Here is a 21152-nt window from a genome sequence, read left to right on the forward strand (position 1 = left end):
ACTAAAACTTTACTCCTTCACAATTGCTTTACTTTAAAGTTGATTTAATATCGCAATTTTGCCATCATGAACCGTTTAGCTAATTCTACCTCGCCATATTTACTGCAGCACGCCAACAACCCGGTTAACTGGTATCCCTGGGGCGCAGAAGCTTTGCAAAAGGCCAGGGACGAGAACAAGCTTATTATTGTAAGCATTGGCTACTCGGCCTGCCACTGGTGCCATGTGATGGAGCATGAGAGTTTTGAGGACGCGCAGGTGGCAGCGGTTATGAACGAATATTTTGTTTGTATAAAGGTTGACCGCGAAGAACGCCCTGATGTTGACCAGATATACATGAGCGCCGTACAATTAATAAGCGGCAGGGGCGGCTGGCCGCTTAATTGCATTTGTTTGCCCGATCAGCGGCCTATTTACGCGGGAACTTATTTCAGAAAAAACGACTGGACGAGCCTGCTTTTCAACTTAGCCGATTACTATAAACAAAAACCCGAAGATGCGCTTGAATATGCAACCCGCTTAACGGAGGGTATACAAAAATATGAATCGATAGCTTTTATTGAATCGCGACCGGATTATACCAAAGCCGACCTGGAAGTTATAGTTAATAACTGGAAAAAGTATTTTGATAAAACAGAAGGGGGAATGGGCACGGCGCCTAAGTTCCCGATGCCAAATAACTGGCAGTTTTTAATACACTACGCGCATTTAATGCACGATGAGGAGCTAACCGGATTGGCTAAGCTCACCCTGCAAAAAATGGCTTACGGCGGCATTTACGACCATTTGGGTGGCGGTTTTGCACGCTACGCGGTTGATGGTTTATGGCACGTGCCGCATTTTGAAAAAATGCTATATGATAACGCTCAACTGATAGGACTATATGCCGAAGCTTATACCTGGCAGCCCGATAATTTATATAAACAGGTAGTTAGTGAAACGATAGATTTTGCTGTGCGGGAATTACTTTCGCCCGAAGGCGGATTTTATTCGGCCCTTGATGCGGATAGCGAAGGGGTAGAGGGCAAATTCTATGTGTTTGCTAAAGAAGAAATACAGGCTGTTTTAGGCAAAGAAGCAGAGCTGTTTTGCATCTATTACCATATAACCGATGAGGGCAACTGGGAGGAAGAGCAAACCAACATTCTGTTTAAGCGCGGTATTGACACGGAGCTTGCAGAAGCGATAGGCATATCTGTTGACGAAATGTTGGATAGTGTGACCGCATCCCGCAAAAAATTATTTGAATATCGAAGCAAACGCATCCGCCCCGGATTAGATAATAAAATACTTGCCTCATGGAACGGGTTAATGCTGAAAGGGCTCTGCGATGCTTATCGTGCTTTTAACGAAGCTGAATACCTGGATCTCGCTTTAAAAAATGCCAACTTCATTATAATCAATCTTATAGGTGATAATGGCCGGATAAGCAGAACTTATAAAGCCGGTACTAAAGCCGTAGCCTTTTTGGATGATTATGCCAACATCATTGATGCCTTTATAGCTCTATATGAGGTTACTTTTGATGAGCAATGGCTACAACATGCAGTAAAGCTTACCGATAACGCTATCGCTCATTACTATGATGGGGCCGGGGGTATTTTCTTTTACACGGCTGATGATGAAGAGCAATTAATTGCCCGTAAATCGGAAATTATGGATGGGGTTACGCCCGCGTCAAATTCAGTTATGGCGCGTAACCTAAAAAAAATGGGTTTACTGTTTGATAACGAACAATACCTGGAAATATCTGCACAGTTGTTACGCAATATTGTACCGCATTTGGCAGGGTATGGTTCATCCTATTCAAACTGGTCTGCGCTGTTATTGGATGAGGTTTTTGGTGTTTACGAAGTTGCCATAGTGGGCGATGATGCTGAAGCTTTCCGTATGGCATTAGAAAAAAATTACATTCCTAACAAAATTATCTTGGGTGGTAAAAAAGGAAGTTTACCTTTACTGCACGATAAGTTTGGTGATATAACCCGGTTGTTTATCTGTAAAGATAAAACCTGCGGGTTGCCGGTAACCAATATAGCGGAGGCATTAAAACAAATTGAAGCCTGAAACATTTAATATAATACAGCAAAGTACTTAATGAGTGCCAATATTTTACCACTAACGAATAAAAATTCTAATGAAACCATTATGAGCCATCACTCATGATAGCTTCATAACCTTAAAAAAATAATACTGATGAAAATTGAACCACAACATGTAGTGTCATTAACTTACGATTTGTATGTTGACCAGGAAGATGGCACCGAAGCTTTAGTAGAAAGCGCTACACAAGAGCAGCCTTTAACCTTTTTATTTGGAGCCGGACAAATGCTTCCGAAATTTGAAGAAAACTTAAGCACACTTTCAACCAGCGATAGCTATGATTTTCGCTTGTCTGCCGAGGATGCTTATGGTGTTTATGATGATGAAGCGGTAGCAAATTTACCTATCGAAATGTTCCAGGGAGCTGATTTGCCCGAAGTAGGCGCTATTTTGCCTTTGCAGGACAATAATGGCAACCATTTTCAGGGACAGGTAGTTTCTGTTGCCGAGGATTCGCTTATTGTCGACCTAAATCATCCGATGGCAGGCCAGCCTTTACATTTTAAAGGAGCTATATTAAATGTTAGACCGGCAACACCCGAAGAATTATCACATGGCCACGCGCATGGAGCGGATGGCCATCACGCGCACTAAATAGTCCTTCTGTCATTTCGACGAGGTACGAGGAGAAATCTTATACACCATGCTTGGGTAGCCTGCGTAACGTTTAAGATTTCTCCTTTTGTTCTAAATGACATTATATTTCAGTTCAATATATATCTATCCCATCAAGCCTGGTTATATAACAGCGTATCAGTATTCTTGATGCTATAAGTTTCCTGTCCCGGCTGGCAGGTATAAATGTCTTATCTTCATCTGATAGCAGGTCGGTATTTACATTTATCAATTTCACGTCCTCTTTATCGTTGTAGTATCTGATGTGAAATTTAAAATCCGATAGTCTCCCAAGCGGACTTACCAATAATTCCATTATCACCTCAATTTGTTGTGTGTTGCTGTTTTGCATATCAGCCGGCAATTTAAACAGCCTGAAATATGGCACGTAACCATAATATCTTCCGCCTAACCTGATGGGTTTGGTTATTAAAGTAGTGTCTTTTTCTGTTACGGGGTAATCTATCATGTACCTTATGGTAGAAGTAGTATCCTCGGGCGCTTCATAAAGCAGTTGCCTGGTGGTGTAATTATAGTTTTGTAATAATTTACCGGTCGGAAAGAAAAAGTGCCATGTCCCTGTTCGCTTATTATTGGTATAGACGCCATTTGCTATCACTATCTTTTTTTCATAAAGCGCGTTATATGTACCTTGTTTAATTTGCTTGTCGGTTTGTATAATGGTTTGATATCTTTCTGTAATAAAATCTGTTAGCCTTGTTTTTTTCTCTACAGCCTTTTGTGCAAAGCAATAGTTTATACAAAGTAAGATGGTAATTAGCAGAAATATTTTTTTCACAAGCAGGATATTTTGGGCAATTTAATATTTTAAAAAGCATTGCAATAGCTAAATGTTTTATATTGCAGGGCAAAATAAAGCTTTATGGTAGCCCAACCCGACAGATCAACCTACAAAACCGTTCATTTTTCTGAAACAACAATTACCGAGTTAATGATACCCTCATACTCTAACTTTGGCGGTAAAATTCATGGAGGTATATTGTTATCATTAATGGATAAGGTAGCCTATGTTTGCGCTGCCAAGCACGCCGGTAATTATTGCGTAACTGCATCAATTGACACCGTTGATTTTTTGCAGCCGGTTGAGGTAGGTGAGCTGGTATCCTTCATGGCCTCTGTAAATTACGTGGGCAATACCTCTTTGGTGGTGGGTATACGGGTAATATCAGAGAATATTAAAACCAATATTATTAAACACACTAACACCAGCTACTTTACTATGGTGGCAAAGGATGATAATAACAAACCGGTTACCATCCCCGGGTTAATATTGGAAAACAAGCAACACGTGCGCCGGTTTGTTGAAGCCAAGCGCCGAAAAGAGATCAAGCAAAACTACAGGAAAGAGATAGATGAAATTACGGTGCCGGATAATTTTGAGCAATGCGAAAAATTATTAACCGGCGAACGTTGTACTATTGCCCAATAATTAACGTTCCTTATTAATACGATGTTATTAAATGAAATAAAAATTTGTCGCAAACTTTTTATTCATATATTACACTCCTATTACAATACTAATTTATAGCTAAATCCCAATACGATTAAATGTCATTTTTAAACAATGTGTTGCAGCCTCCTTCTTACGGATGGGCAGATGAGAGCGGAAACCTGGCACAGCCCAGCCCCAAACAAATTTTTACGGAGTTCTTTACAAGATTAAACGTATTTAAAGACAAAAAAAACTGGCTCTCTTTTATGAGTTGGATGATGATAATGGTGCTTGCACCATTTTTATTTGTGTTTATTTTTAAATATTTCTCCATTAAATTACTCGTAGCTGCCTTTGTGTACAGCATGATTATTATGGGTACCCATGGCACTATATGGCACCATAGGTACTGCACACATGGCGCTTATAAATTCAGTAATGGTTTCTGGCGGTTCTTTACCCAAAACCTGACGATAAAAATAATTCCGGAAGAGATATACGCTATATCTCATCATGTGCATCACGCGCTGTCTGATCAGCCCGGCGACCCTTATAATGCACAAGGCGGGTTTTTATATTGTTTCCTGGCTGATGTAAACCACCAGCCAATAAACCGCACCATGACCGAAAAGGAATATGAATGTTGTGTTAAGTTAATGCAACATACCGGTGTAAAAGTTAATACTTACGCGCAATACCAAAAATGGGGCACTTTAGCTAATCCGCTAAAAACCATTTTAAGTGTGGCATTGAGTTGGGGACTTTGGTTCGCCGCATTTTACCTGATAGGTGGCCCCGGATTAGCTTGTGCCATATTTGGTGCCGCAGGTTTTTGGGCCGTGGGTGTGCGCACCTTTAATTATGAGGGTCACGGAAAAGGCAAGGATATGCGCCGAGACGGTGTTGATTTTAACCGCGAAGATATGTCTATTAACCAGGTATGGCCGGGTTTAGTAGCCGGCGAATGGCATAATAATCATCACCTGTATCCTAACAGCGCGCGCTCTGGTTTTAAACCCTATCAGTTAGATATGGCTTGGGTATACATTAAGTTTTTAAGCATGATAGGTGCCGTAAGCTCTTACCGCGACTCGAAAAAGCAATTTTATATTGATTATTACAGTGACCATAAAGCTAACAAAGTAGCAGACAAAGAAAGTGGCATTGAGGCCTACGAAATGCAGAATGAAGTTTTGATGGAAGAGACAGCTTAATAATAATAGTAGTAGATACGATAAAAATTAATTGCCTTTTTATAAATAACAAAATCAGCCCTGTACTTATATAGGGCTGGTTTTGTTTATAGGCTGTTCTGTCAATAAAAAAGAAGATATTTTCATTTTTTTAATGGGGCGCTCTTAAATTAAAGGACAATTTCTTTATTATATTTATTCCTATACTCGTTAGGTGTAAGCCCGGTTATCTTTTTAAACACGTCCCGGAATGTTTGCATGTCTGTATAGCCTACATCCAGCATGATCTCACTGATCGTTTTTCGGCCTATTTCCAGTTGCTTTTTGGTTGCTTCTATTTTAACCCGCTGAATATATTCGGCTACTGTGTTTCGGGTTGCTTTTTTAAACCTCCTTTCAAACGTTCTTCGGGTAACGTGAACCTGATTCGCAATTTGATCGACGGTTAATTTTTCGCGATAATTTTGTTCAATAAAGGCCTGAGCGTTTAACACGGCTTCATCACCATGGTCTTTACGCCCATTAAATATAATGAAAGGCGATTGTATGTTTTTATCCAAATCAATTACAAAATATTTTGCAGTATGAATAGCAATTTCACGACCGGCATATTTTTCAACAAGGTGTAAAAGTAAGTTCCAATAGGCATTGTTACCGGCACTTGAATACAGCCCGTTCTGATCAGTGATAAACCGGTCATCAATCAGCGTTACTGATGGATAAAAATGCCTGAATTCGTTTGCGTATAACCAATGCGTTGTGCATTGCTTGTCTTTCAGCAGCCCCGAGAAAGCCAACAAAAAAGCCCCGGTACACAGACTTGCCACCGCCGCGCCATTTTTGTAACTCTTTGATATCCAAGTGGCATAATCTATATTCAAGTTCGTGGCACTGACCATATCCCCGGATAATGAAGGAATAATGATCAGGTCTGTTGTATATGACTCATCTAATAGAATGTCTGGATGTAGCGAAAACAAACCGTCGTTTAGTTTTACTTCCCCCAAAAAACCAACGAGGTGTACATTAAACAAAGGGGGCTTGCCTGATTGTTTCAGGAATTCGTTGACCATGCTGAAAACCTGCCGGGAGTCGGCTATGGATGCTAAAACGGAATTCCTGAGCGTAAGAATGGAAATAGTGATCATACTGCAAATGTAAATGAAATGTTTGTCGCAATCGCCTTGTATATAATGCCGTATTAACCTATCATTAATGTTCTTTTATGTCAATAGTTTTGCTTAACAACAATTAAACCAATACTTTATGCTAAGCACAAACTTTTACTTACACTTCATGGGGAATACGGAAGAAGCCATGAACTTCTACAAATCTTTATTTGGCGGAGAATTCGAGTCATTTATACGCTATTCAGATGTTGCTGGCGGCGAAAAAATGTCGCCTCCTGATCAGCAGAAGATCATGCACCTGTCCTTGCCCATTGCCGGAGACCAAATGATTATGGCCACAGATACCCTGGAATCGATGGGCCGTAAGGTTGTATTTGGCAATAACTACCATATTTCCCTTGAGGCGGAAAGCGAGGCCGAAGTAGATAAAATTTTTAACGGCCTTTCAGCCGGCGGCACGGTAGAAATGCCGCTTAATAAAACTTTCTGGGGAGCATACTTCGGAATGTGTGAAGATAAATTCGGCGTTCAGTGGATGATCAATTACACCTATCCCCAGAAAAAATAAAATATAAATAATATGGAAACACAAATTAGTATTTCAAAACCACTATGGTGGACAGGAACTATCTTAAAAGGATTATTGTGTCTTTTTTTCTTGTTCGATGCAATAATGAAAGTGATAAAGAACTCATATTCTGTTGCAGGCACAAAACAACTTGGCTTACCTGAAAATTGTGTTCAATTTCTTGGAGCCTATTTACTCATAAGTACAGTTCTCTACATTTATCCAAGAACTGTAATAATGGGATTTCTTTTTCTCATTGCTTATTTAGGGGCTGCAGTTGCTATTACTTATAGAGCAGACATAGCGGGACATTCATATATTTTCCCAATAGTATTTGCCACGTTAGTTTTGCTGGCAGAATTTCTGCGAAATGCAACGGTGAGAAGTATTATACCGCTTATATAAATCTGTACTTATGTCATTTCAAGCATACATCGACAATATTAAAGCAAAGACAGGTAAATCGCCTAATGATTTTAAAACACTTGCAAAGGAAAAAGGATTACTCAAAGAAGGAGTAAAAGCAGGGGAAATTGTAGCCTGGCTAAAAAATGATTTTGAATTGGGCCACGGTCATGCAATGGCTGTTTACATGACATTTAAAGCCATAAAAGAAAAAAAGCAAAGTAATAGCGATGGTATTGAAAAACATTTTGCCGGCAGCAAATCATCCTGGCGCGCTGTGTTTGATTCTTTGATGAGTAAGTTGAGAAAGTTTGGTGATGATATTGAAATCGCTCCTACAAACAGTTATTTGAGTATTTTGAAAAAAGATAAAAAAATTGCTGTGGTACAAATTACAACCGACCGGATGGATATTGGCATCAAACTAAAAGATGCTATCCCTACCAACAGGTTCGAGCCTTCAGGTACGTGGAATAATATGGTAACACACCGTGTGCGTATAACTGATGCCAAACAGATTGATAAAGAATTAATATCATGGTTGCAAAACGCATATAATAAAGTTTAAATGAAAATAGAATTTCTCTTTTATCCCTGAGTTATATACTAACAAAACGAGGCCACGGTATACCGTGGTTTTGTTTTAGAAATGGTTTATCAATAACAGATTAACCCAATGTCTACGCTACTGTCTTAATTAATCAGAAATCGTAAAAATATTCGTAATTTATTTATAGCATAATGTTTTTTTATTAATAAAGTTATTATGTTTGGTAAACCTATATTAACGGGTTTAATACGTGTTTTACAACCGTTTAATTACCATAAAAAGCCAACTATTTAAACACTATAATTAATAATAAAATATTTAATTACTTCAATACAATCGATTGTAGTCCTTAAATATGCTTACAGAATAACATACATAACGATGAAACTTAAATTAGGAATGATTGGTGGCGGACAAGGTGCCTTTATTGGCGCCGTACACCGTATAGCCGCCCGTATAGATGATGATTATGAATTAGTATGCGGGGCCTTTAGCAGCGACCCCGAAAAATCAAAAGCAAGTGGTGTCGCGCTGGGATTATCGCCGGATAGGGCCTATAGTTCATACAAAGAATTGATCGAAAAAGAAAAGCAATTACCGGCAGATCAGCGTGTACAGGTTATAAGCATTGTAACACCAAATCATGTACACTTCGAGCCCACCAAAATGGCTTTAGAGAATGGTTTTCATGTTATCCTTGATAAACCCATGACCTTCTCATTAGCCGAAGCTAAAGAGCTGGAAAAGGTAGTTAAAGCAAGCGATAAACTGTTTTGTTTAACCCATACCTACACCGGCTATCCTATGGTGAAGGAAGCCAGGCAATTAGTTAAAGCCGGTAAAATAGGCGCGGTGCGCAAAATATATGTGGAATATCCGCAGGGCTGGCTTAGTACTTTTTTAGAGGGTAATGATAACAAGCAGGCTGCCTGGCGCACAGACCCGGGTAAAAGCGGTATAGCTGGTGCAATGGGCGATATTGGTACCCATGCCTTTAATTTATTAGAGTATGTTACCGGTTTGCAGGTTACTCAATTATGTGCCGATATTAATATTGTGGTAGAGGGCCGTAAGTTAGACGATGATGGTGCGGTATTATTAAAACTAAACAATGGTGCAAGCGCGGTATTAACCGCCACACAAATAGCCGCGGGCGAAGAAAATAATGTTAAGATTAGAGTATATGGCGAAACTGGCGGAATAGAGTGGGAACAATGGGATGCCAATACCCTTAAAGTAAAATCTAACGAAAAGCCAATGGAGATATGGCGTACCGGCGCCGGTTATGTAAGCTCGTTCGCTACACATAATACACGTACACCGGGTGGGCACCCCGAAGGTTATCTAGAAGCATTTGCTAACCTGTACCACAATTTCGCGCTTAGTATAAAAGCGGGCATTGAAGGTACAACCGCCGCGCCCGAAGCGCTGGATTTTCCGGGTATTGAGGACGGTGTAAGAGGTATGGCATTTATTGAAAATGTAATAGCCTCGGGTAAATCAGATATTAAGTGGACTAAATTTAACGTATAATTCTATTATGAAAACTATTAAAGGACCTGCAATTTTCTTAGCACAATTTTTAGGGGATAAACCACCTTTTGATACCCTTGAAGAAATATGTAAGTGGTCGAAAAGCTTAGGGTTTAAGGGGGTGCAAATACCTTCATGGGCAAACAGTTACTTCGATTTGCAAAAGGCTGCCGAAAGTAAAACTTATGCCGACGAAATAAAAGGCATGGTACAAAGTCACGGCCTGGAAATTACCGAGCTATCTACGCATTTACAGGGACAACTGGTTGCCGTAAACCCTGCTTATGATGAATTATTTGACGGATTTGCTCCCGAAGCATATCGTAAAAACCCAAAAGCAAGGCAGGAGTGGGCCGTACAGCAATTAAAATATGCGGCAAAAGCATCGCAAAATTTAGGCTTAAACGCACATGCCACTTTTAGCGGCGCTTTATTATGGCAAACGGTTTACCCGTGGCCGCAGCGCCCCGCGGGTTTGGTAGAGACCGGCTTTACCGAACTGGCTAAACGCTGGAAACCGATATTAGATGTATTTGATGAGAATGGTGTTGATCTTTGTTATGAAATTCACCCGGGCGAGGATCTGCATGACGGCATTAGTTATGAAATGTTTTTAGAGAAGGTGGGCAATCATAAACGAGCCAATTTGCTGTATGATCCATCGCACTTTGTGTTGCAGTGTTTAGATTATCTGGAATATATAGATATCTACCACGAACGTATAAAAATGTTCCATGTTAAGGATGCCGAATTTAACCCTACGGGCCGCCAGGGTGTTTATGGTGGTTACCAAAACTGGGTTGAGCGCGCGGGCCGTTTCCGTTCGTTAGGAGACGGGCAGGTTGATTTTAAATCTATCTTTAGCAAAATGGCGCAGTATGATTTTGAAGGATGGGCAGTAATGGAATGGGAATGCGCGCTTAAACATCCGGAAGATGGGGCAAAAGAAGGCGCTATATTTATTAAAGATCATATCATCAGGGTAACAGAGAAGGCTTTTGATGATTTTGCCGGTTCAGGATCAGACGAGGCATTTAACAAGCGCGTATTAGGTATTGATTAAGTAGTGAGTGATGAATGGGTGAGTAGTGAAGTGAATGGTTTTTTCAATAACTGCTTAACACAATCAACTTAATCAACAATTTATCTATATTTATAAACCAATTATAAACTTAAACAAATAAACAATGCAAATTAATCGTACGCAACTGTTCAGGGCAAGCTGTTTGTCGCTGTTAGTAACCGGATTGTCATTCGGCATTAGAGCTGGTATTCTAAATAAGCTTGGCACCGATTTTCAATTAGACAAAGCACAACTTGGTGCTATAACGGCAACTGCGTTTTGGGGATTCCCATTAGCCGTTGTTATCGGCGGTATGGTAGTTGACATCATCGGCATGAAGAAGTTACTGGTACTGGCCTTCATTTTTCACCTGGTAGGTATTGTGCTTACAATTTTCGCCAACGGATACTGGACGCTGTTTTTATCTACATTGCTGGTTGGCCTGGCCAACGGTACCGTTGAAGCTGCTTGTAACCCCTTGGTTGCAGGGCTGTATACTGATAACAAAACTACCAAGCTTAACCATTTTCACCTGTGGTTCCCTAGTGGTATTGTAATAGGCACCGTTATTGTGTTTTTATTAAACAAGCTGGGATTAAGCTGGCAGATACAGGTTGCTACCATGCTTATACCAACTGTTATATACGGTTTCCTATTCTCAAAATTGGATTTCCCGGTTACAGAGCGTGTAGCTTCAGGAGTTAGCTATGGCGGTATGTTTAAAGCACTGCTTAATCCACTTTTCATTTTTATGTTTATTTGCATGTTTGGTACCGCCATTACCGAGTTATTTACCGGCCAATGGATAGACGTATTGTTGAAAAATGTAACCGATAATGCTTTATTGATATTAACACTGGATACCGGTGTTATGGTACTGGGTCGTGCATTTGCTAAGCCGGTTCTTAAAAAGATTTCTCCACAGGCTTTGCTGTTAGTATCAGCTATACTTGCCGCTTTGGGCATATTTATGCTGAGTACCGTTACCGGTCCATTGATTTATGTGGCAGCCATTGTATTCGGAATGGGCGTTTGTTTCTTCTGGCCAACTATGCTGGGTTTTGTTAATACAAATATTCCGGCTACCGGTGCGTTAGGGTTAAACTTAATGGGCGGCGCCGGCATGTTCTCCGTAGCAATATTTACCTTATTTATGGGTGGTTTTTATGATAGAATAGTTAAAGAAGCAGGTAGCGATACACTTGCCGGCAAGCAAGTATTACAAGCTACATTGGTTATCCCTATTATTTTAATAGTAGCTTTTACCGGCCTGGTTATTTATATGCGGTCAAGAACCAAAACCAAAATTGAATCAGCTGCGGCTGTCCAGGTATAATATTAGCTGGTTCATAATTAAAAGCGATGGGTTTTAAAACCCCATCGCTTTTTTTGTTTATTTGTATATTGCCCTATGGATTTTGCTATAACCGTCAATAATATTCACAAAACATTTAACCCGGGTAAACCCAACCACGTAAACGCCGTTAATGGGGTTAGTTTATCTATAAAAAATGGCGAGTTTGTGGTTATTGTGGGATCGAACGGTTCGGGTAAAACAACGTTGCTCAATTTAATCTCGGGCAATATTTTACCCTCATCGGGTAGTATAACCATTGATGGTAACCATGTAACCAAATTAGCCGATTATAACCGCAGTAAGTGGATAGCCCGGGTTTTTCAGAATCCAACGAGCGGTACCGCGTCTGAGCTGAGCATTTTAGATAATTTTCGCCTGGCAGCTATTCGTACCAAAGCCAAAGGGTTAACTATAGGTGTTAATGAAGCATTTAAAGAGCAGGTAAAAGATAAAATAGCCATATTAGGATTGGGCCTGGAAAGAAAGATAGACCAGCCCATGGGCACACTATCCGGCGGCCAGCGGCAGGCGCTAACTTTGCTGATGAGTGTGATGGATGAATGTAAAATACTGCTGCTGGATGAGCCTACCGCTGCGCTCGACCCAAAATCAGCAGAAATAGTAATGCGTACGGCTGATAAATTGAGCAAAGATTTTAAACTGACCACAATATTAGTCACCCATAATTTAAAAGATGCCTACAATTATGGAACGCGCATTATACAAATGGGCGAGGGCGTGATTTTAAAGGATATGGACACGAACCATAAACAGCTATTAAAGCAGAATGATCTGTTTGAGTGGTTTGGGTAAGAAAAATTAGATTTGACAACTTTTTAAAAGTCAAATCTTTCATACTGTTAGATAAGCGTGTAAACTTCTTGCCCCATCGGGGCTACCTATTTGTAGAAATAAAGCGAATCACCGATTTTTGCCTCGTAGAGGCTACCCATTGCCCGGCAGTTAAATAGCATTGTTGTTTAAGGGTTGCACCTACGGAGCAATTTTATTTTTCATTATTATTTCTACAAACAGGTAGCTCCTACGGAGCATTTTATTAACGTTATTAGATTTGACAAATTTTTAAAGTTTTCAAATCTCTCTCTTAAATCTTTGGCAAACTTATTGTATTCATCCCACCATAATATGACGCACAACAATTTCTATGATGAACAACAATTTCCAAAACATATCTGATGCGTACCAGCTGGTTAGCGGTGCAAAGATCAGAGGCAAAAAACACGATGAAATTTTCGAACTGGGTGGTTACGATGCCAACAAGCGGGGATATACTGTATATCCTATAGATAACGGCATCAGGTATGACGACTTTAGCGTAGTGGTATCAGAGAACGAACTCAAAAATAATTTCCTGATAGAGGTTGTGAAAGTAAATACAGCTATCGCGGCTTAATCCAAATGGTATTTTAAAACAAAGAGAGGCATCTTATACAGTTGCTGAGTAGCAAAGCGCATAAGATGTCTCTCTGTACATTCTTCGAAATGATGAATGAATTTGGCTATTATGTCTTTTTAACCGCTGCTCTAACTTTAGTAACCTCGGCAGTGGTAACAGCCGGGGCCTTGTTGCCAAAGCTATTACGTACAAATGTTAAAACATTAGCAATATCCTCGTCCTTCAAAAAATCATGTGATGGCATGGTGTTAGAATAGGTGTTGCCTTCTATTTCAACGCTTTCATTAAAACCATTCAGCACAATAGTTATCAGTTTGGTTTTATCACCCAAAACATAAGTTGTATTAATTAACGGCGGGTTCATGTTTTGCACGCCGCCGCCATCAACCTGGTGGCATGATACGCAGGTTTGCATATAAACAGTCTTCCCTTTAGCTATAGATGCGGCTAAACCGGTGGTAGCATGTTTAGCCTTTGGTTTAGCTTTGTGTTTAACCTGTGCCTGTACACCGGCATACATTAACATCATCAAAACACACGAAACAATTATTTTTACCCGCATAATTTATTTTTTATAAGTGATCTTGTAAATAGTTCCTTTGCTGTCATCGCTTACATATAGTGAGCCATCAGCACCTTGTGCCAATCCGCATGGGCGATGTTCTGCACGGCCAGATTCTGTTTGCGCCTGCGAACCCGAAAATCCATTTGCAAATATTTCCCATTGGCCATCAGGCTTTCCATTTTTAAATGGCTGAAATACTACAAAGTAGCCAGCCTGTGGCTCGGGTGCGCGGTTCCATGAACCGTGGAACGCGATGAAAGCGCCATTTTTATATTTAGCCGGAAACTGGTTGCCTGTATAAAACAACAAACCATTAGGAGCAAGGTGGCCCGGATATGCAGCTGCCGGATCAATAGCATTCTCGCCGCCGGCTTTTTTACCATCGCCGCCATACTCTGGCGCTAATACTTTTTTATGCTGTATTTGGTCATAATATATATATGGCCAGCCGGCATTATCGCCCTTATTTATAGCATACAAACACTCGGCAGGCAAAAGGGATGATTGTTTTTGATCAAATATTTCGGGAAAAATATCATGCAGCTGGTCGCGGCCGTGCTGCATTACAAATAATTGATTGTCCTGGTAGTTCCAATCCATGCCCATTACATTGCGCAAGCCGGTAGCATAACGCACGCCATCACTATAATGTTGGTTCAGCTTATCAGCTTTAAACTGCCAGATACCGGCAGCCGAATCTAAAATAGGGCAGCCTTTTTGGCCCATAGAACCTTTTTGACGATCTTTAACCTGGCATGAATTAGAATATGCACCAATATTCACATATAAATTACCGGCATTGTCCAGCAAAATTGCTTTTGCTTCGTGCTCATGCCTGCTAATTAAGCCGCTTACAATAGTCTCGGGATGCTCGGGGTTAATAACTTCATTTTTGGCATCTAACTTAAAACGGTAAACATTCTCGTCTGATGAGGCATATAAATAACCATTTTTAATATACATGCCGGTGCCGGCAAAATCGCCAAAGCTTGATACTACTTCGGCCTTGTCGCCGCTATCATGTAAAACAACTATGCCCTTGCCGTTTTTTAGCTTGTTTATTTTTACATAAATATTTCCTTGCGGCGTAACGGCTATATGCCTGGCACTGCCAATACCCGTTATTAAAGCGGTACCGGTAAAACCGGCTGGTAGGGTTAAGCCTGCATTATCGGCAATATTTCTATGCTTTAAAGGCGGATCACTCTTTAACGCGTTTAATAAAATTAAACCACAAACTGCAACTAAAGGCAGAATGACGGTAATGAATTTTCTATTTTTCATATCAGTTATTTTTTATACAGGTCAAAATTAATGAGAATAAAAATGGAAAGGAAAACCAAATTAAATACTTACAAACCTTTTACAGTAAGTTAAAATTTTATATAGGTAAAATTAAATTTTTTATTTTGATAACTTTTCGATATAATATTCTATTTAAATACTATTATACCATTTAACTAAAAACATAGCACTAAACCCCGCTGCTTTTTCATAGTCATAAATGTATATAAAAACTAAGATTTATGAAAAAGTTAGCTCTAATATCAGCAATAGCATTAAGTGGTTTGTTTTACAGTACTGCAAATGCACAAATAAGAATAGGTTTACACATAAATACACCTGCAGTAAGAGTAGTAGCCGAAGCACCGGTATATGCAAATTACAATAACATTGATGATTATTATTACCTGCCGGATGTAGACGCTTATTATAGCGTGGCCGAAGAATGTTACTATTATAATGATGGCGCAAGATGGATATCAGCTGCTTACCTGCCCGGCGCATACCGTAACTATGATTGGAGGAGTGCCCGCCGTTATGAAGTCCGCGCAAATCGTCCATATTTTAATGCCGATATGTACAGGGCAAGATATAGAGGTAACGTTGGCAGCTGGGGCCGTTATAATAACTATGCCAATCGTGATTTTAACCGTGGTGGCCAAAGAAACAACGACTTACGTTTTGAAAGAAGGGGAGATATGAACAGAGGTGAGCAACATTTTGATAACCGTGGTGGGTATTATGGCCAACCTGATAGGGGACAAGGTTACTACCGAGGTGAAAATAACTATCGTCAATCAAACCAACCCGGTAGAAACCAGGGATGGAATAGTCAGCCATCACGTCAAAACGGAAATGGTCGGCAACAATGGGGTAATGATGGTGGTGAACAACATTTCAAAGACAATCATGACCGTAGCGGACATGATAGATCAAGATTTTAAAATTACTTCCTCCATCATATATAATGAAAAGCCATCCAATGTTTGGATGGCTTTTTTAATTGTAACATTCTGAATACTATGTATTTAAAAGGTTACATGGCTTAGTTAAACCCGCCTGACTATTAAAGGTCATACCTGCATAAAATTTAAAAACTCATGAAAAAATTATTTATTACCGCAGCAATAGCTACTATGTTTAGCATTACTGCATTTGCTGCAAACGGCAAGCATAACAAAACTGAAGATAAAGTAACCTATGCGGCACTTGACCAATTTGCAGCTGATTTTAAAAGTGCTGACAATGTGGTATGGACAGTAACCCCCAACTGCCAGAAAGTAACCTTTATCAATAATAATAATAACTATACGGCCTTTTATACCTTTGACGGCGATTACCTTGGACTAACACAAGATATTGCCTACAAAAGAATACCAACATCAGTTAGGAGCGAAATAGCTAACGATTACAAAGGTTTTGAAGTTGCTGATGTTATTAAATATAAAACCACCGAAGCCGATGAACCGGTAGCTTACTTTGTCGACATAAAAAAGACGGGCAGCGAGATCCTGTTAAAAGTATCAGCCGATAAAAGCGTATCCTTTTTTAAAGAAATAGAGTAATAGTTTGTTATTAACTATGAGAATAGCGAATTGTAAATTCGACGAGAAAAGAGGAGAAATCTTATACATCATGTCTGTTTAACTAGCATTGTGTATAAGATTTCTCCTTTTGACCTATTAATTATTTGATTTAATAATTACTCGCTTTATTTAACAGATCAATAGCATTAGCATCTAAATTTAAATGTACGGCCTGCGTAATTTCCTGTAGTTGTTTTACAGATGTAGCACTTGCAATAGGCGCGGTAATACCAGTGCGGGCAATAACCCAGGCAATGGCCACAGTTGCAGGTGTGGTTTTATATTTAGCGGCCACTTCATCTAAAGCGGCTAAAATTCTAAAGCCGCGATCATTCAAATATTTTTTTATACCACCACCGCGCGGGCTTTTAGAAAGATCAGCCTCTGAGCGATATTTACCGGTTAAGAACCCGCTTGCCAGCGAGTAGAAGGTAATAACACCAATGTTGTTCTCTATACAAACCGGTTCCAGCTCTTTTTCATAATCTGCGCGATCATATAAGTTATATTCTGGTTGCAGAGTTTGGTAAGCTGCAAGGTTGTTATCCTTACTTACTTGTAATGATTCTTTAAACCGGGTTGCATCATAATTTGATGCACCTATCGCCCTTACTTTACCTTGTTTTATCAGGTCGGTATAGGTGGCTAAAGTTTCTTCGAAGGGTGTATCCTTATCATCATCATGTGATTGATAAAGGTCGATATAATCTGTTTGTAAACGCTTTAATGAGGCTTCAACGGCTTGGGTAATATATTTTTTGGACAGGCCTTGCATACCTTCCATAGGCTTGCCTACTTTTGTAGCGATAATTACTTTATCGCGCTTGCCTGATTTTTTTAGCCAGTTGCCAATAATAGTTTCAGATTCTCCGCCTTTATGACCCGGCACCCATCTTGAATAAACATCAGCTGTATCAATAAATTCAAGGCTGGAGCTAACAAAGGCATCCAATAATTCAAATGATTGCTTTTCATCAACGGTCCAGCCAAACACATTGCCGCCAAAGCAAAACGGGCTCACCATTATGCCCGATTGGCCTAATTCTCTTTTTTTCATACTAATTTAAATATTTATTGCCTTATCCACACCCTTTTCCTTTGGAGAGGATTGGGTGAGGTTTTACGCCCGCAATTTCGCTATTTGTTCGCCCATTTCATCAGGCTAACCAAAAAGATAGGTGTTCGTTATTTGTTCGGCCATTTCATCAACCCAACCAAAAAGATAGGGGTCTGTACCGTCAATTTTTTGCCAGCCACCCCTTGCATCAGGTGCAATAGTTAAATACAGCGTATCATCTAATGATTTGAATTGGTAAGCTTTTTTATGACCGCCGTGGGTTATGTGTTTAATTATGCCACTAACCGGGCCGTCTGTGCCGGTTAAGGTCGCTTCAAATTGTTGTTCCATAATTTATTTATAACAATTTCTTCCAATTTGTGTTTTGGCGTTTACAGCAAGAATTTGCTGGTATGAAGTAAGGATTGCTAATCAAATTTATTGCTGTTGTCAGTCACGGCTTAGGGAGGTAAATTAATTGACTTTAGCTATATCACCGCTACAAATTTTATCTTTACCCTATGGAGCAAGTTAAGCCCGATACACAGGTATTAATTGATAGTGTAAGTACCCGCATGCCCTTTGGTAAATATAAGGGCACTTTTATTTGCGATATGCCTGTACACTATCTGGAGTGGTTAAAAAATAAAGGTTTGCCACCGGGCAAATTAGGTATGATGCTATCAACAGTTTATGAGATCAAAATAAATGGTTTGAATACCATATTGATGAAAATAAAAGCTGTTTACAAAACCAAATGACCAATTAATGACCATCCGCAAAACAGGCTACTGCGTATATTTGTTAAAATGATAATATGAAAAATTCAATTCTGTATATTTTACTTAGCCTGGTTATGTGGGGTTGCGCTAACGGGCAGGACAAGCCCGGCGATAATGATATTGCCAAATTGCCAAAAGTTAAACCGGGGCAGGCAGTAGCCACATTTGGCGGCGGTTGTTTTTGGGCGATGAGTGAAGCCATGGCCGAACTTAAGGGTGTTGACCAGGTAGTTGCCGGATTTGCAGGCGGTACAACAAAAAACCCGACTTATGAGGAGGTATGTACCCGCACAACCGGCCATGCCGAAACAGCGCAGATCTATTATAACCCTAAAGTAATAAGTTATGAAAAACTGGCCGAGGCATTCTTTTACGCGCATAACCCAACCGAGCTAAACTACCAGGGCCCTGATGAAGGTGCAGATTATCGTTCGGTAGCGTTTTACCGTACACCCGAAGAAAAGGCTACTTTATTGGCCCTGATAAAAAAGATCAATATAAGTAAACATTATAACGCCCCGATAGTAACCCAAGTGGTGCCCTTTACTGTATTTTATGCGGCCGAAAACTATCACCAGGGGTATTATAAACTGCACCAGGGAAGCGCGTATATACAAGGCGTTTCTGTACCCAAGGTTATGAAAATGCGACAGATGGAAAAGGCGTTTTTGAAACCGGAATTTCAAAAATAATTCCAAACCTGCTAACCGCGCGTCATCCTATGTTTGTATAGGATGACGCGCGGTTGTGAGTTTAGTTATAGTTTACTAAACCATCCCTTTCGCCAAAATACAATTACTTGTATTATGGCAATAATAAACATGCCGCCCAAAGCATAATAATAGCCATGTGGCGAGTATAATTCAGGCAAATTATCCGGCATAACTTTATTATTTACCGGATCTACCCGTGCAAAGTTCATCCCGTAAATACCGGCAACAAAGGTTAGCGGGATAAATATTACCGAGATAATGGTTAGCACCTTCATGATCTCGTTCATCCGGTTGCTTACCATAGATAAATACAGATCAATAACACTGCTGGCTATTTCCTTGTAATTTTCTATCAGGTCCATTACCTGTATACAATGGTCGTAAGCATCACGCAAAAACATTTTAACCTCGGCGGTAACCAGCGGATTTTCGGTGCGTAAAATATCATTTATTTTATCGCGTTCGGGCCAGGTAATACGCCTTAATATAATCAGGGTTCGTTTTAGTTGCTGGGTATCAAACATTATGGTTTTGTCGGCATTGGTATATAAACGGTCTTCAATCGTATCCAGTTCATCACCAATTTTAGCCAGTAAAACAAAGTAAGTATCAATTATAGTGTCTGATAAAGCATAACACATATAACCCGGCCCTGCAGTGCGTATAGCGCCTTTACCAGCTGCTAAACGGGCCTTAACAGCTTCAAAATGTTCGGAGTGGGTTTCTTCAAAACTTATAATGAGATCCTTTTTAACCAATGCAGAGAATTGGTTATTACAAAGCTCATTCTCATCGTTAAAATATATTTGCCTGCTTACGCTAAAAACATAATCATCATACTCATCAAACTTGGGGCGCTGGTGTGTGTTTACAATATCCTCAAGCACTAATGGATTAATTTTAAGATGGGCGCCGATATCTTCTATCAATTTAGCATCGCCAAGTCCTTTTATTTGTATCCAGTGGGTATGTTCAGGACATTTTTTAAACTGGCTAAGTATCACTTTAATATCGTGGCCCTCTGCTGTTACCAGTTCATTTTCGTTGTAAGAATAAATAGCTATAATAGGTTTAAGCGCATCATCAGGAATGTTAATTGCTCCCGGGCGCTCACCTACCGTTCGCTTGCGTGTTTTATAGCGTACCCTTTTAATATTGCTCATTATAAATAATTAATAGTTTGCGGCCCCTGGTTAAATAACAGATCAACAATACTCAGATTTTTTATAAACCCATTTCGTTCTTCAAAAACCTGGAAGTAGGGCTTTTGTTCAAAGTTAAATTCCTTTTTTGTACTTATGGCATTGCGGTAATCATGCAATAACGGATATTCGGGCTCATAGGTCTCTGTGTATCGCAGTGGCAGTTGTATTTTAATAAACTTTAGCAGCATTTGTAAAAGCTGCTCATTATAATCAAACAGGTAGGTAAACTTTTTTTGGTAGAACGGCGCAAAATCATCCTCATAATACTCAAAATAGGCTGACCGGCGATAGCATGATTCCAGACCCATCCAATGCATGCGCTGCCAGTTAAAATCATAACTTATTTTTACATCTTTTATCCTGGTATGCAGTTTTGAGCCCTTAACAACAGGCACGGTAAGTGAAAGTACACCATCCGGCGAATGTATGTTTGCACGGTTACGATAGGTTTGTTTTGGAAAATGTTCTTCTCTTTCTATCAGTATCTCAGGCTTGTAAGCACATAGTTTTGTAAAATACGCTACCGGCGGAAGATAAAACATAGGTAACACAGCGCCTTTTTCAATCATATAT

24 protein-coding genes are annotated in these 21152 nt (G+C 39.8%); 16 read left to right on the forward strand and 8 right to left on the reverse strand.

Annotated features, from left to right (window positions below; translation table 11 throughout):
- Positions 1-66 precede the first annotated feature (66 nt).
- Together JWP71_RS01930 and JWP71_RS01935 are read left to right on the forward strand one after the other, a co-directional pair.
- Complete coding sequence (locus tag JWP71_RS01930; RefSeq protein WP_299496492.1) at positions 67-2067, forward strand: thioredoxin domain-containing protein; 2001 nt, start codon at positions 67-69, stop codon at positions 2065-2067.
- Positions 2068-2196: 129 nt separating this feature from the next.
- On the forward strand, positions 2197-2697 hold the full coding sequence (locus JWP71_RS01935) for a peptidylprolyl isomerase (RefSeq protein ID WP_299496495.1): 501 nt from the start codon (positions 2197-2199) through the stop codon (positions 2695-2697).
- Between the two features lie 115 nt (positions 2698-2812).
- On the opposite strand, the gene JWP71_RS01940 is transcribed toward JWP71_RS01935, so the two are convergent.
- Positions 2813-3517 (reverse strand): hypothetical protein, encoded by a 705-nt coding sequence (locus JWP71_RS01940; protein WP_299496497.1) that lies wholly within the window; start codon positions 3515-3517, stop codon positions 2813-2815.
- Positions 3518-3601: 84 nt separating this feature from the next.
- On the opposite strand from JWP71_RS01940, the gene JWP71_RS01945 reads away from it, so the two are divergent.
- Both JWP71_RS01945 and JWP71_RS01950 read left to right on the forward strand, forming a co-directional pair.
- The gene (locus tag JWP71_RS01945) at positions 3602-4168 is read left to right on the forward strand and encodes an acyl-CoA thioesterase (RefSeq protein WP_299496500.1); all 567 of its coding nucleotides are present in this window, start codon (positions 3602-3604) and stop codon (positions 4166-4168) included.
- Positions 4169-4287: 119 nt separating this feature from the next.
- Positions 4288-5385 (forward strand): fatty acid desaturase, encoded by a 1098-nt coding sequence (locus JWP71_RS01950; protein ID WP_299496502.1) that lies wholly within the window; start codon positions 4288-4290, stop codon positions 5383-5385.
- A gap of 149 nt (positions 5386-5534) precedes the next feature.
- Here the strand turns inward: JWP71_RS01950 and JWP71_RS01955 are convergent, their stop codons facing one another.
- On the reverse strand, positions 5535-6512 hold the full coding sequence (locus JWP71_RS01955) for a helix-turn-helix domain-containing protein (RefSeq protein WP_299496505.1): 978 nt from the start codon (positions 6510-6512) through the stop codon (positions 5535-5537).
- A gap of 148 nt (positions 6513-6660) precedes the next feature.
- On the opposite strand from JWP71_RS01955, the gene JWP71_RS01960 reads away from it, so the two are divergent.
- The 8 genes from JWP71_RS01960 to JWP71_RS01995 all read left to right on the forward strand — a co-directional run bounded on the left by JWP71_RS01960 (position 6661) and on the right by JWP71_RS01995 (position 13384).
- Entirely contained in the window at positions 6661-7062 is a 402-nt protein-coding gene (locus tag JWP71_RS01960) for a VOC family protein (RefSeq protein WP_299496508.1), read from the forward strand.
- Positions 7063-7074: 12 nt separating this feature from the next.
- Complete coding sequence (locus tag JWP71_RS01965) at positions 7075-7467, forward strand: DoxX family protein (RefSeq protein WP_299496510.1); 393 nt, start codon at positions 7075-7077, stop codon at positions 7465-7467.
- A gap of 10 nt (positions 7468-7477) precedes the next feature.
- Complete coding sequence (locus JWP71_RS01970) at positions 7478-8035, forward strand: DUF4287 domain-containing protein (protein ID WP_299496513.1); 558 nt, start codon at positions 7478-7480, stop codon at positions 8033-8035.
- A 363-nt stretch (positions 8036-8398) separates the two neighbouring features.
- On the forward strand, positions 8399-9550 hold the full coding sequence (locus JWP71_RS01975) for a Gfo/Idh/MocA family oxidoreductase (RefSeq protein WP_299496515.1): 1152 nt from the start codon (positions 8399-8401) through the stop codon (positions 9548-9550).
- 7 nt (positions 9551-9557) lie between these two features.
- Complete coding sequence (locus tag JWP71_RS01980; RefSeq protein ID WP_299496517.1) at positions 9558-10613, forward strand: sugar phosphate isomerase/epimerase; 1056 nt, start codon at positions 9558-9560, stop codon at positions 10611-10613.
- Positions 10614-10737: 124 nt separating this feature from the next.
- A complete protein-coding gene (locus tag JWP71_RS01985) occupies positions 10738-11949 on the forward strand; it encodes an MFS transporter (RefSeq protein WP_299496519.1) in 1212 nt (403 codons plus the stop codon).
- Positions 11950-12024: 75 nt separating this feature from the next.
- The gene (locus JWP71_RS01990) at positions 12025-12783 is read left to right on the forward strand and encodes an ATP-binding cassette domain-containing protein (RefSeq protein ID WP_299496521.1); all 759 of its coding nucleotides are present in this window, start codon (positions 12025-12027) and stop codon (positions 12781-12783) included.
- A 352-nt stretch (positions 12784-13135) separates the two neighbouring features.
- Positions 13136-13384, forward strand: a complete 249-nt coding sequence (locus JWP71_RS01995; RefSeq protein WP_299496523.1) for a hypothetical protein — start codon at positions 13136-13138, stop codon at positions 13382-13384.
- Positions 13385-13493: 109 nt separating this feature from the next.
- On the opposite strand, the gene JWP71_RS02000 is transcribed toward JWP71_RS01995, so the two are convergent.
- Positions 13494-13949, reverse strand: a complete 456-nt coding sequence (locus JWP71_RS02000; protein ID WP_299496525.1) for a cytochrome c — start codon at positions 13947-13949, stop codon at positions 13494-13496.
- 3 nt (positions 13950-13952) lie between these two features.
- Entirely contained in the window at positions 13953-15236 is a 1284-nt protein-coding gene (locus JWP71_RS02005) for a PQQ-dependent sugar dehydrogenase (RefSeq protein WP_299496528.1), read from the reverse strand.
- A gap of 242 nt (positions 15237-15478) precedes the next feature.
- On the opposite strand from JWP71_RS02005, the gene JWP71_RS02010 reads away from it, so the two are divergent.
- On the forward strand, positions 15479-16180 hold the full coding sequence (locus JWP71_RS02010) for a hypothetical protein (RefSeq protein WP_299496531.1): 702 nt from the start codon (positions 15479-15481) through the stop codon (positions 16178-16180).
- 156 nt (positions 16181-16336) lie between these two features.
- Positions 16337-16801, forward strand: coding sequence for a hypothetical protein (locus tag JWP71_RS02015; protein ID WP_299496535.1), 465 nt, complete (start codon positions 16337-16339; stop codon positions 16799-16801).
- A 130-nt stretch (positions 16802-16931) separates the two neighbouring features.
- Here the strand turns inward: JWP71_RS02015 and JWP71_RS02020 are convergent, their stop codons facing one another.
- Both JWP71_RS02020 and JWP71_RS02025 read right to left on the reverse strand, forming a co-directional pair.
- Complete coding sequence (locus tag JWP71_RS02020; protein WP_299496538.1) at positions 16932-17879, reverse strand: aldo/keto reductase; 948 nt, start codon at positions 17877-17879, stop codon at positions 16932-16934.
- A gap of 105 nt (positions 17880-17984) precedes the next feature.
- Positions 17985-18230 carry a hypothetical protein gene (locus JWP71_RS02025; protein ID WP_299496541.1) on the reverse strand — a complete coding sequence of 82 codons (246 nt, stop codon included), beginning with the start codon at positions 18228-18230 and terminating at the stop codon, positions 17985-17987.
- A 170-nt stretch (positions 18231-18400) separates the two neighbouring features.
- On the opposite strand from JWP71_RS02025, the gene JWP71_RS02030 reads away from it, so the two are divergent.
- Entirely contained in the window at positions 18401-18640 is a 240-nt protein-coding gene (locus JWP71_RS02030) for a DUF3820 family protein (protein WP_299496543.1), read from the forward strand.
- Positions 18641-18696: 56 nt separating this feature from the next.
- Positions 18697-19353: a peptide-methionine (S)-S-oxide reductase MsrA gene (gene msrA, locus JWP71_RS02035; RefSeq protein WP_299496546.1), complete on the forward strand. Its 657-nt coding sequence runs from the start codon at positions 18697-18699 to the stop codon at positions 19351-19353.
- Between the two features lie 65 nt (positions 19354-19418).
- On the opposite strand, the gene corA is transcribed toward msrA, so the two are convergent.
- Positions 19419-20537, reverse strand: a complete 1119-nt coding sequence (gene corA / locus JWP71_RS02040; protein WP_299496548.1) for a magnesium/cobalt transporter CorA — start codon at positions 20535-20537, stop codon at positions 19419-19421.
- The coding region (locus tag JWP71_RS02045; protein ID WP_366143512.1) for a WbqC family protein at positions 20537-21152 on the reverse strand (616 nt) is incomplete at its 5' end. The genes JWP71_RS02045 and corA, both read right to left, overlap by 1 nt.

This window comes from Mucilaginibacter sp., from assembly GCF_028287845.1.
Lineage (GTDB): Bacteria > Bacteroidota > Bacteroidia > Sphingobacteriales > Sphingobacteriaceae > Mucilaginibacter.

Coding starts and splice junctions, on each gene's coding strand:
- JWP71_RS01930 (WP_299496492.1), top strand. CDS start 67: ATGAACCGTTTAGCTAATTCTACCTCGCCATATTTACTGCAGCACGCC.
- JWP71_RS01935 (WP_299496495.1), top strand. CDS start 2,197: ATGAAAATTGAACCACAACATGTAGTGTCATTAACTTACGATTTGTAT.
- JWP71_RS01945 (WP_299496500.1), top strand. CDS start 3,602: ATGGTAGCCCAACCCGACAGATCAACCTACAAAACCGTTCATTTTTCT.
- JWP71_RS01950 (WP_299496502.1), top strand. CDS start 4,288: ATGTCATTTTTAAACAATGTGTTGCAGCCTCCTTCTTACGGATGGGCA.
- JWP71_RS01955 (WP_299496505.1), bottom strand. CDS start 6,512: ATGATCACTATTTCCATTCTTACGCTCAGGAATTCCGTTTTAGCATCC.
- JWP71_RS01960 (WP_299496508.1), top strand. CDS start 6,661: ATGGGGAATACGGAAGAAGCCATGAACTTCTACAAATCTTTATTTGGC.
- JWP71_RS01965 (WP_299496510.1), top strand. CDS start 7,075: ATGGAAACACAAATTAGTATTTCAAAACCACTATGGTGGACAGGAACT.
- JWP71_RS01970 (WP_299496513.1), top strand. CDS start 7,478: ATGTCATTTCAAGCATACATCGACAATATTAAAGCAAAGACAGGTAAA.
- JWP71_RS01975 (WP_299496515.1), top strand. CDS start 8,399: ATGAAACTTAAATTAGGAATGATTGGTGGCGGACAAGGTGCCTTTATT.
- JWP71_RS01980 (WP_299496517.1), top strand. CDS start 9,558: ATGAAAACTATTAAAGGACCTGCAATTTTCTTAGCACAATTTTTAGGG.
- JWP71_RS01985 (WP_299496519.1), top strand. CDS start 10,738: ATGCAAATTAATCGTACGCAACTGTTCAGGGCAAGCTGTTTGTCGCTG.
- JWP71_RS01990 (WP_299496521.1), top strand. CDS start 12,025: ATGGATTTTGCTATAACCGTCAATAATATTCACAAAACATTTAACCCG.
- JWP71_RS01995 (WP_299496523.1), top strand. CDS start 13,136: ATGATGAACAACAATTTCCAAAACATATCTGATGCGTACCAGCTGGTT.
- JWP71_RS02000 (WP_299496525.1), bottom strand. CDS start 13,949: ATGCGGGTAAAAATAATTGTTTCGTGTGTTTTGATGATGTTAATGTAT.
- JWP71_RS02005 (WP_299496528.1), bottom strand. CDS start 15,236: ATGAAAAATAGAAAATTCATTACCGTCATTCTGCCTTTAGTTGCAGTT.
- JWP71_RS02010 (WP_299496531.1), top strand. CDS start 15,479: ATGAAAAAGTTAGCTCTAATATCAGCAATAGCATTAAGTGGTTTGTTT.
- JWP71_RS02015 (WP_299496535.1), top strand. CDS start 16,337: ATGAAAAAATTATTTATTACCGCAGCAATAGCTACTATGTTTAGCATT.
- JWP71_RS02020 (WP_299496538.1), bottom strand. CDS start 17,879: ATGAAAAAAAGAGAATTAGGCCAATCGGGCATAATGGTGAGCCCGTTT.
- JWP71_RS02025 (WP_299496541.1), bottom strand. CDS start 18,230: ATGGAACAACAATTTGAAGCGACCTTAACCGGCACAGACGGCCCGGTT.
- JWP71_RS02030 (WP_299496543.1), top strand. CDS start 18,401: ATGGAGCAAGTTAAGCCCGATACACAGGTATTAATTGATAGTGTAAGT.
- msrA (WP_299496546.1), top strand. CDS start 18,697: ATGAAAAATTCAATTCTGTATATTTTACTTAGCCTGGTTATGTGGGGT.
- corA (WP_299496548.1), bottom strand. CDS start 20,537: ATGAGCAATATTAAAAGGGTACGCTATAAAACACGCAAGCGAACGGTA.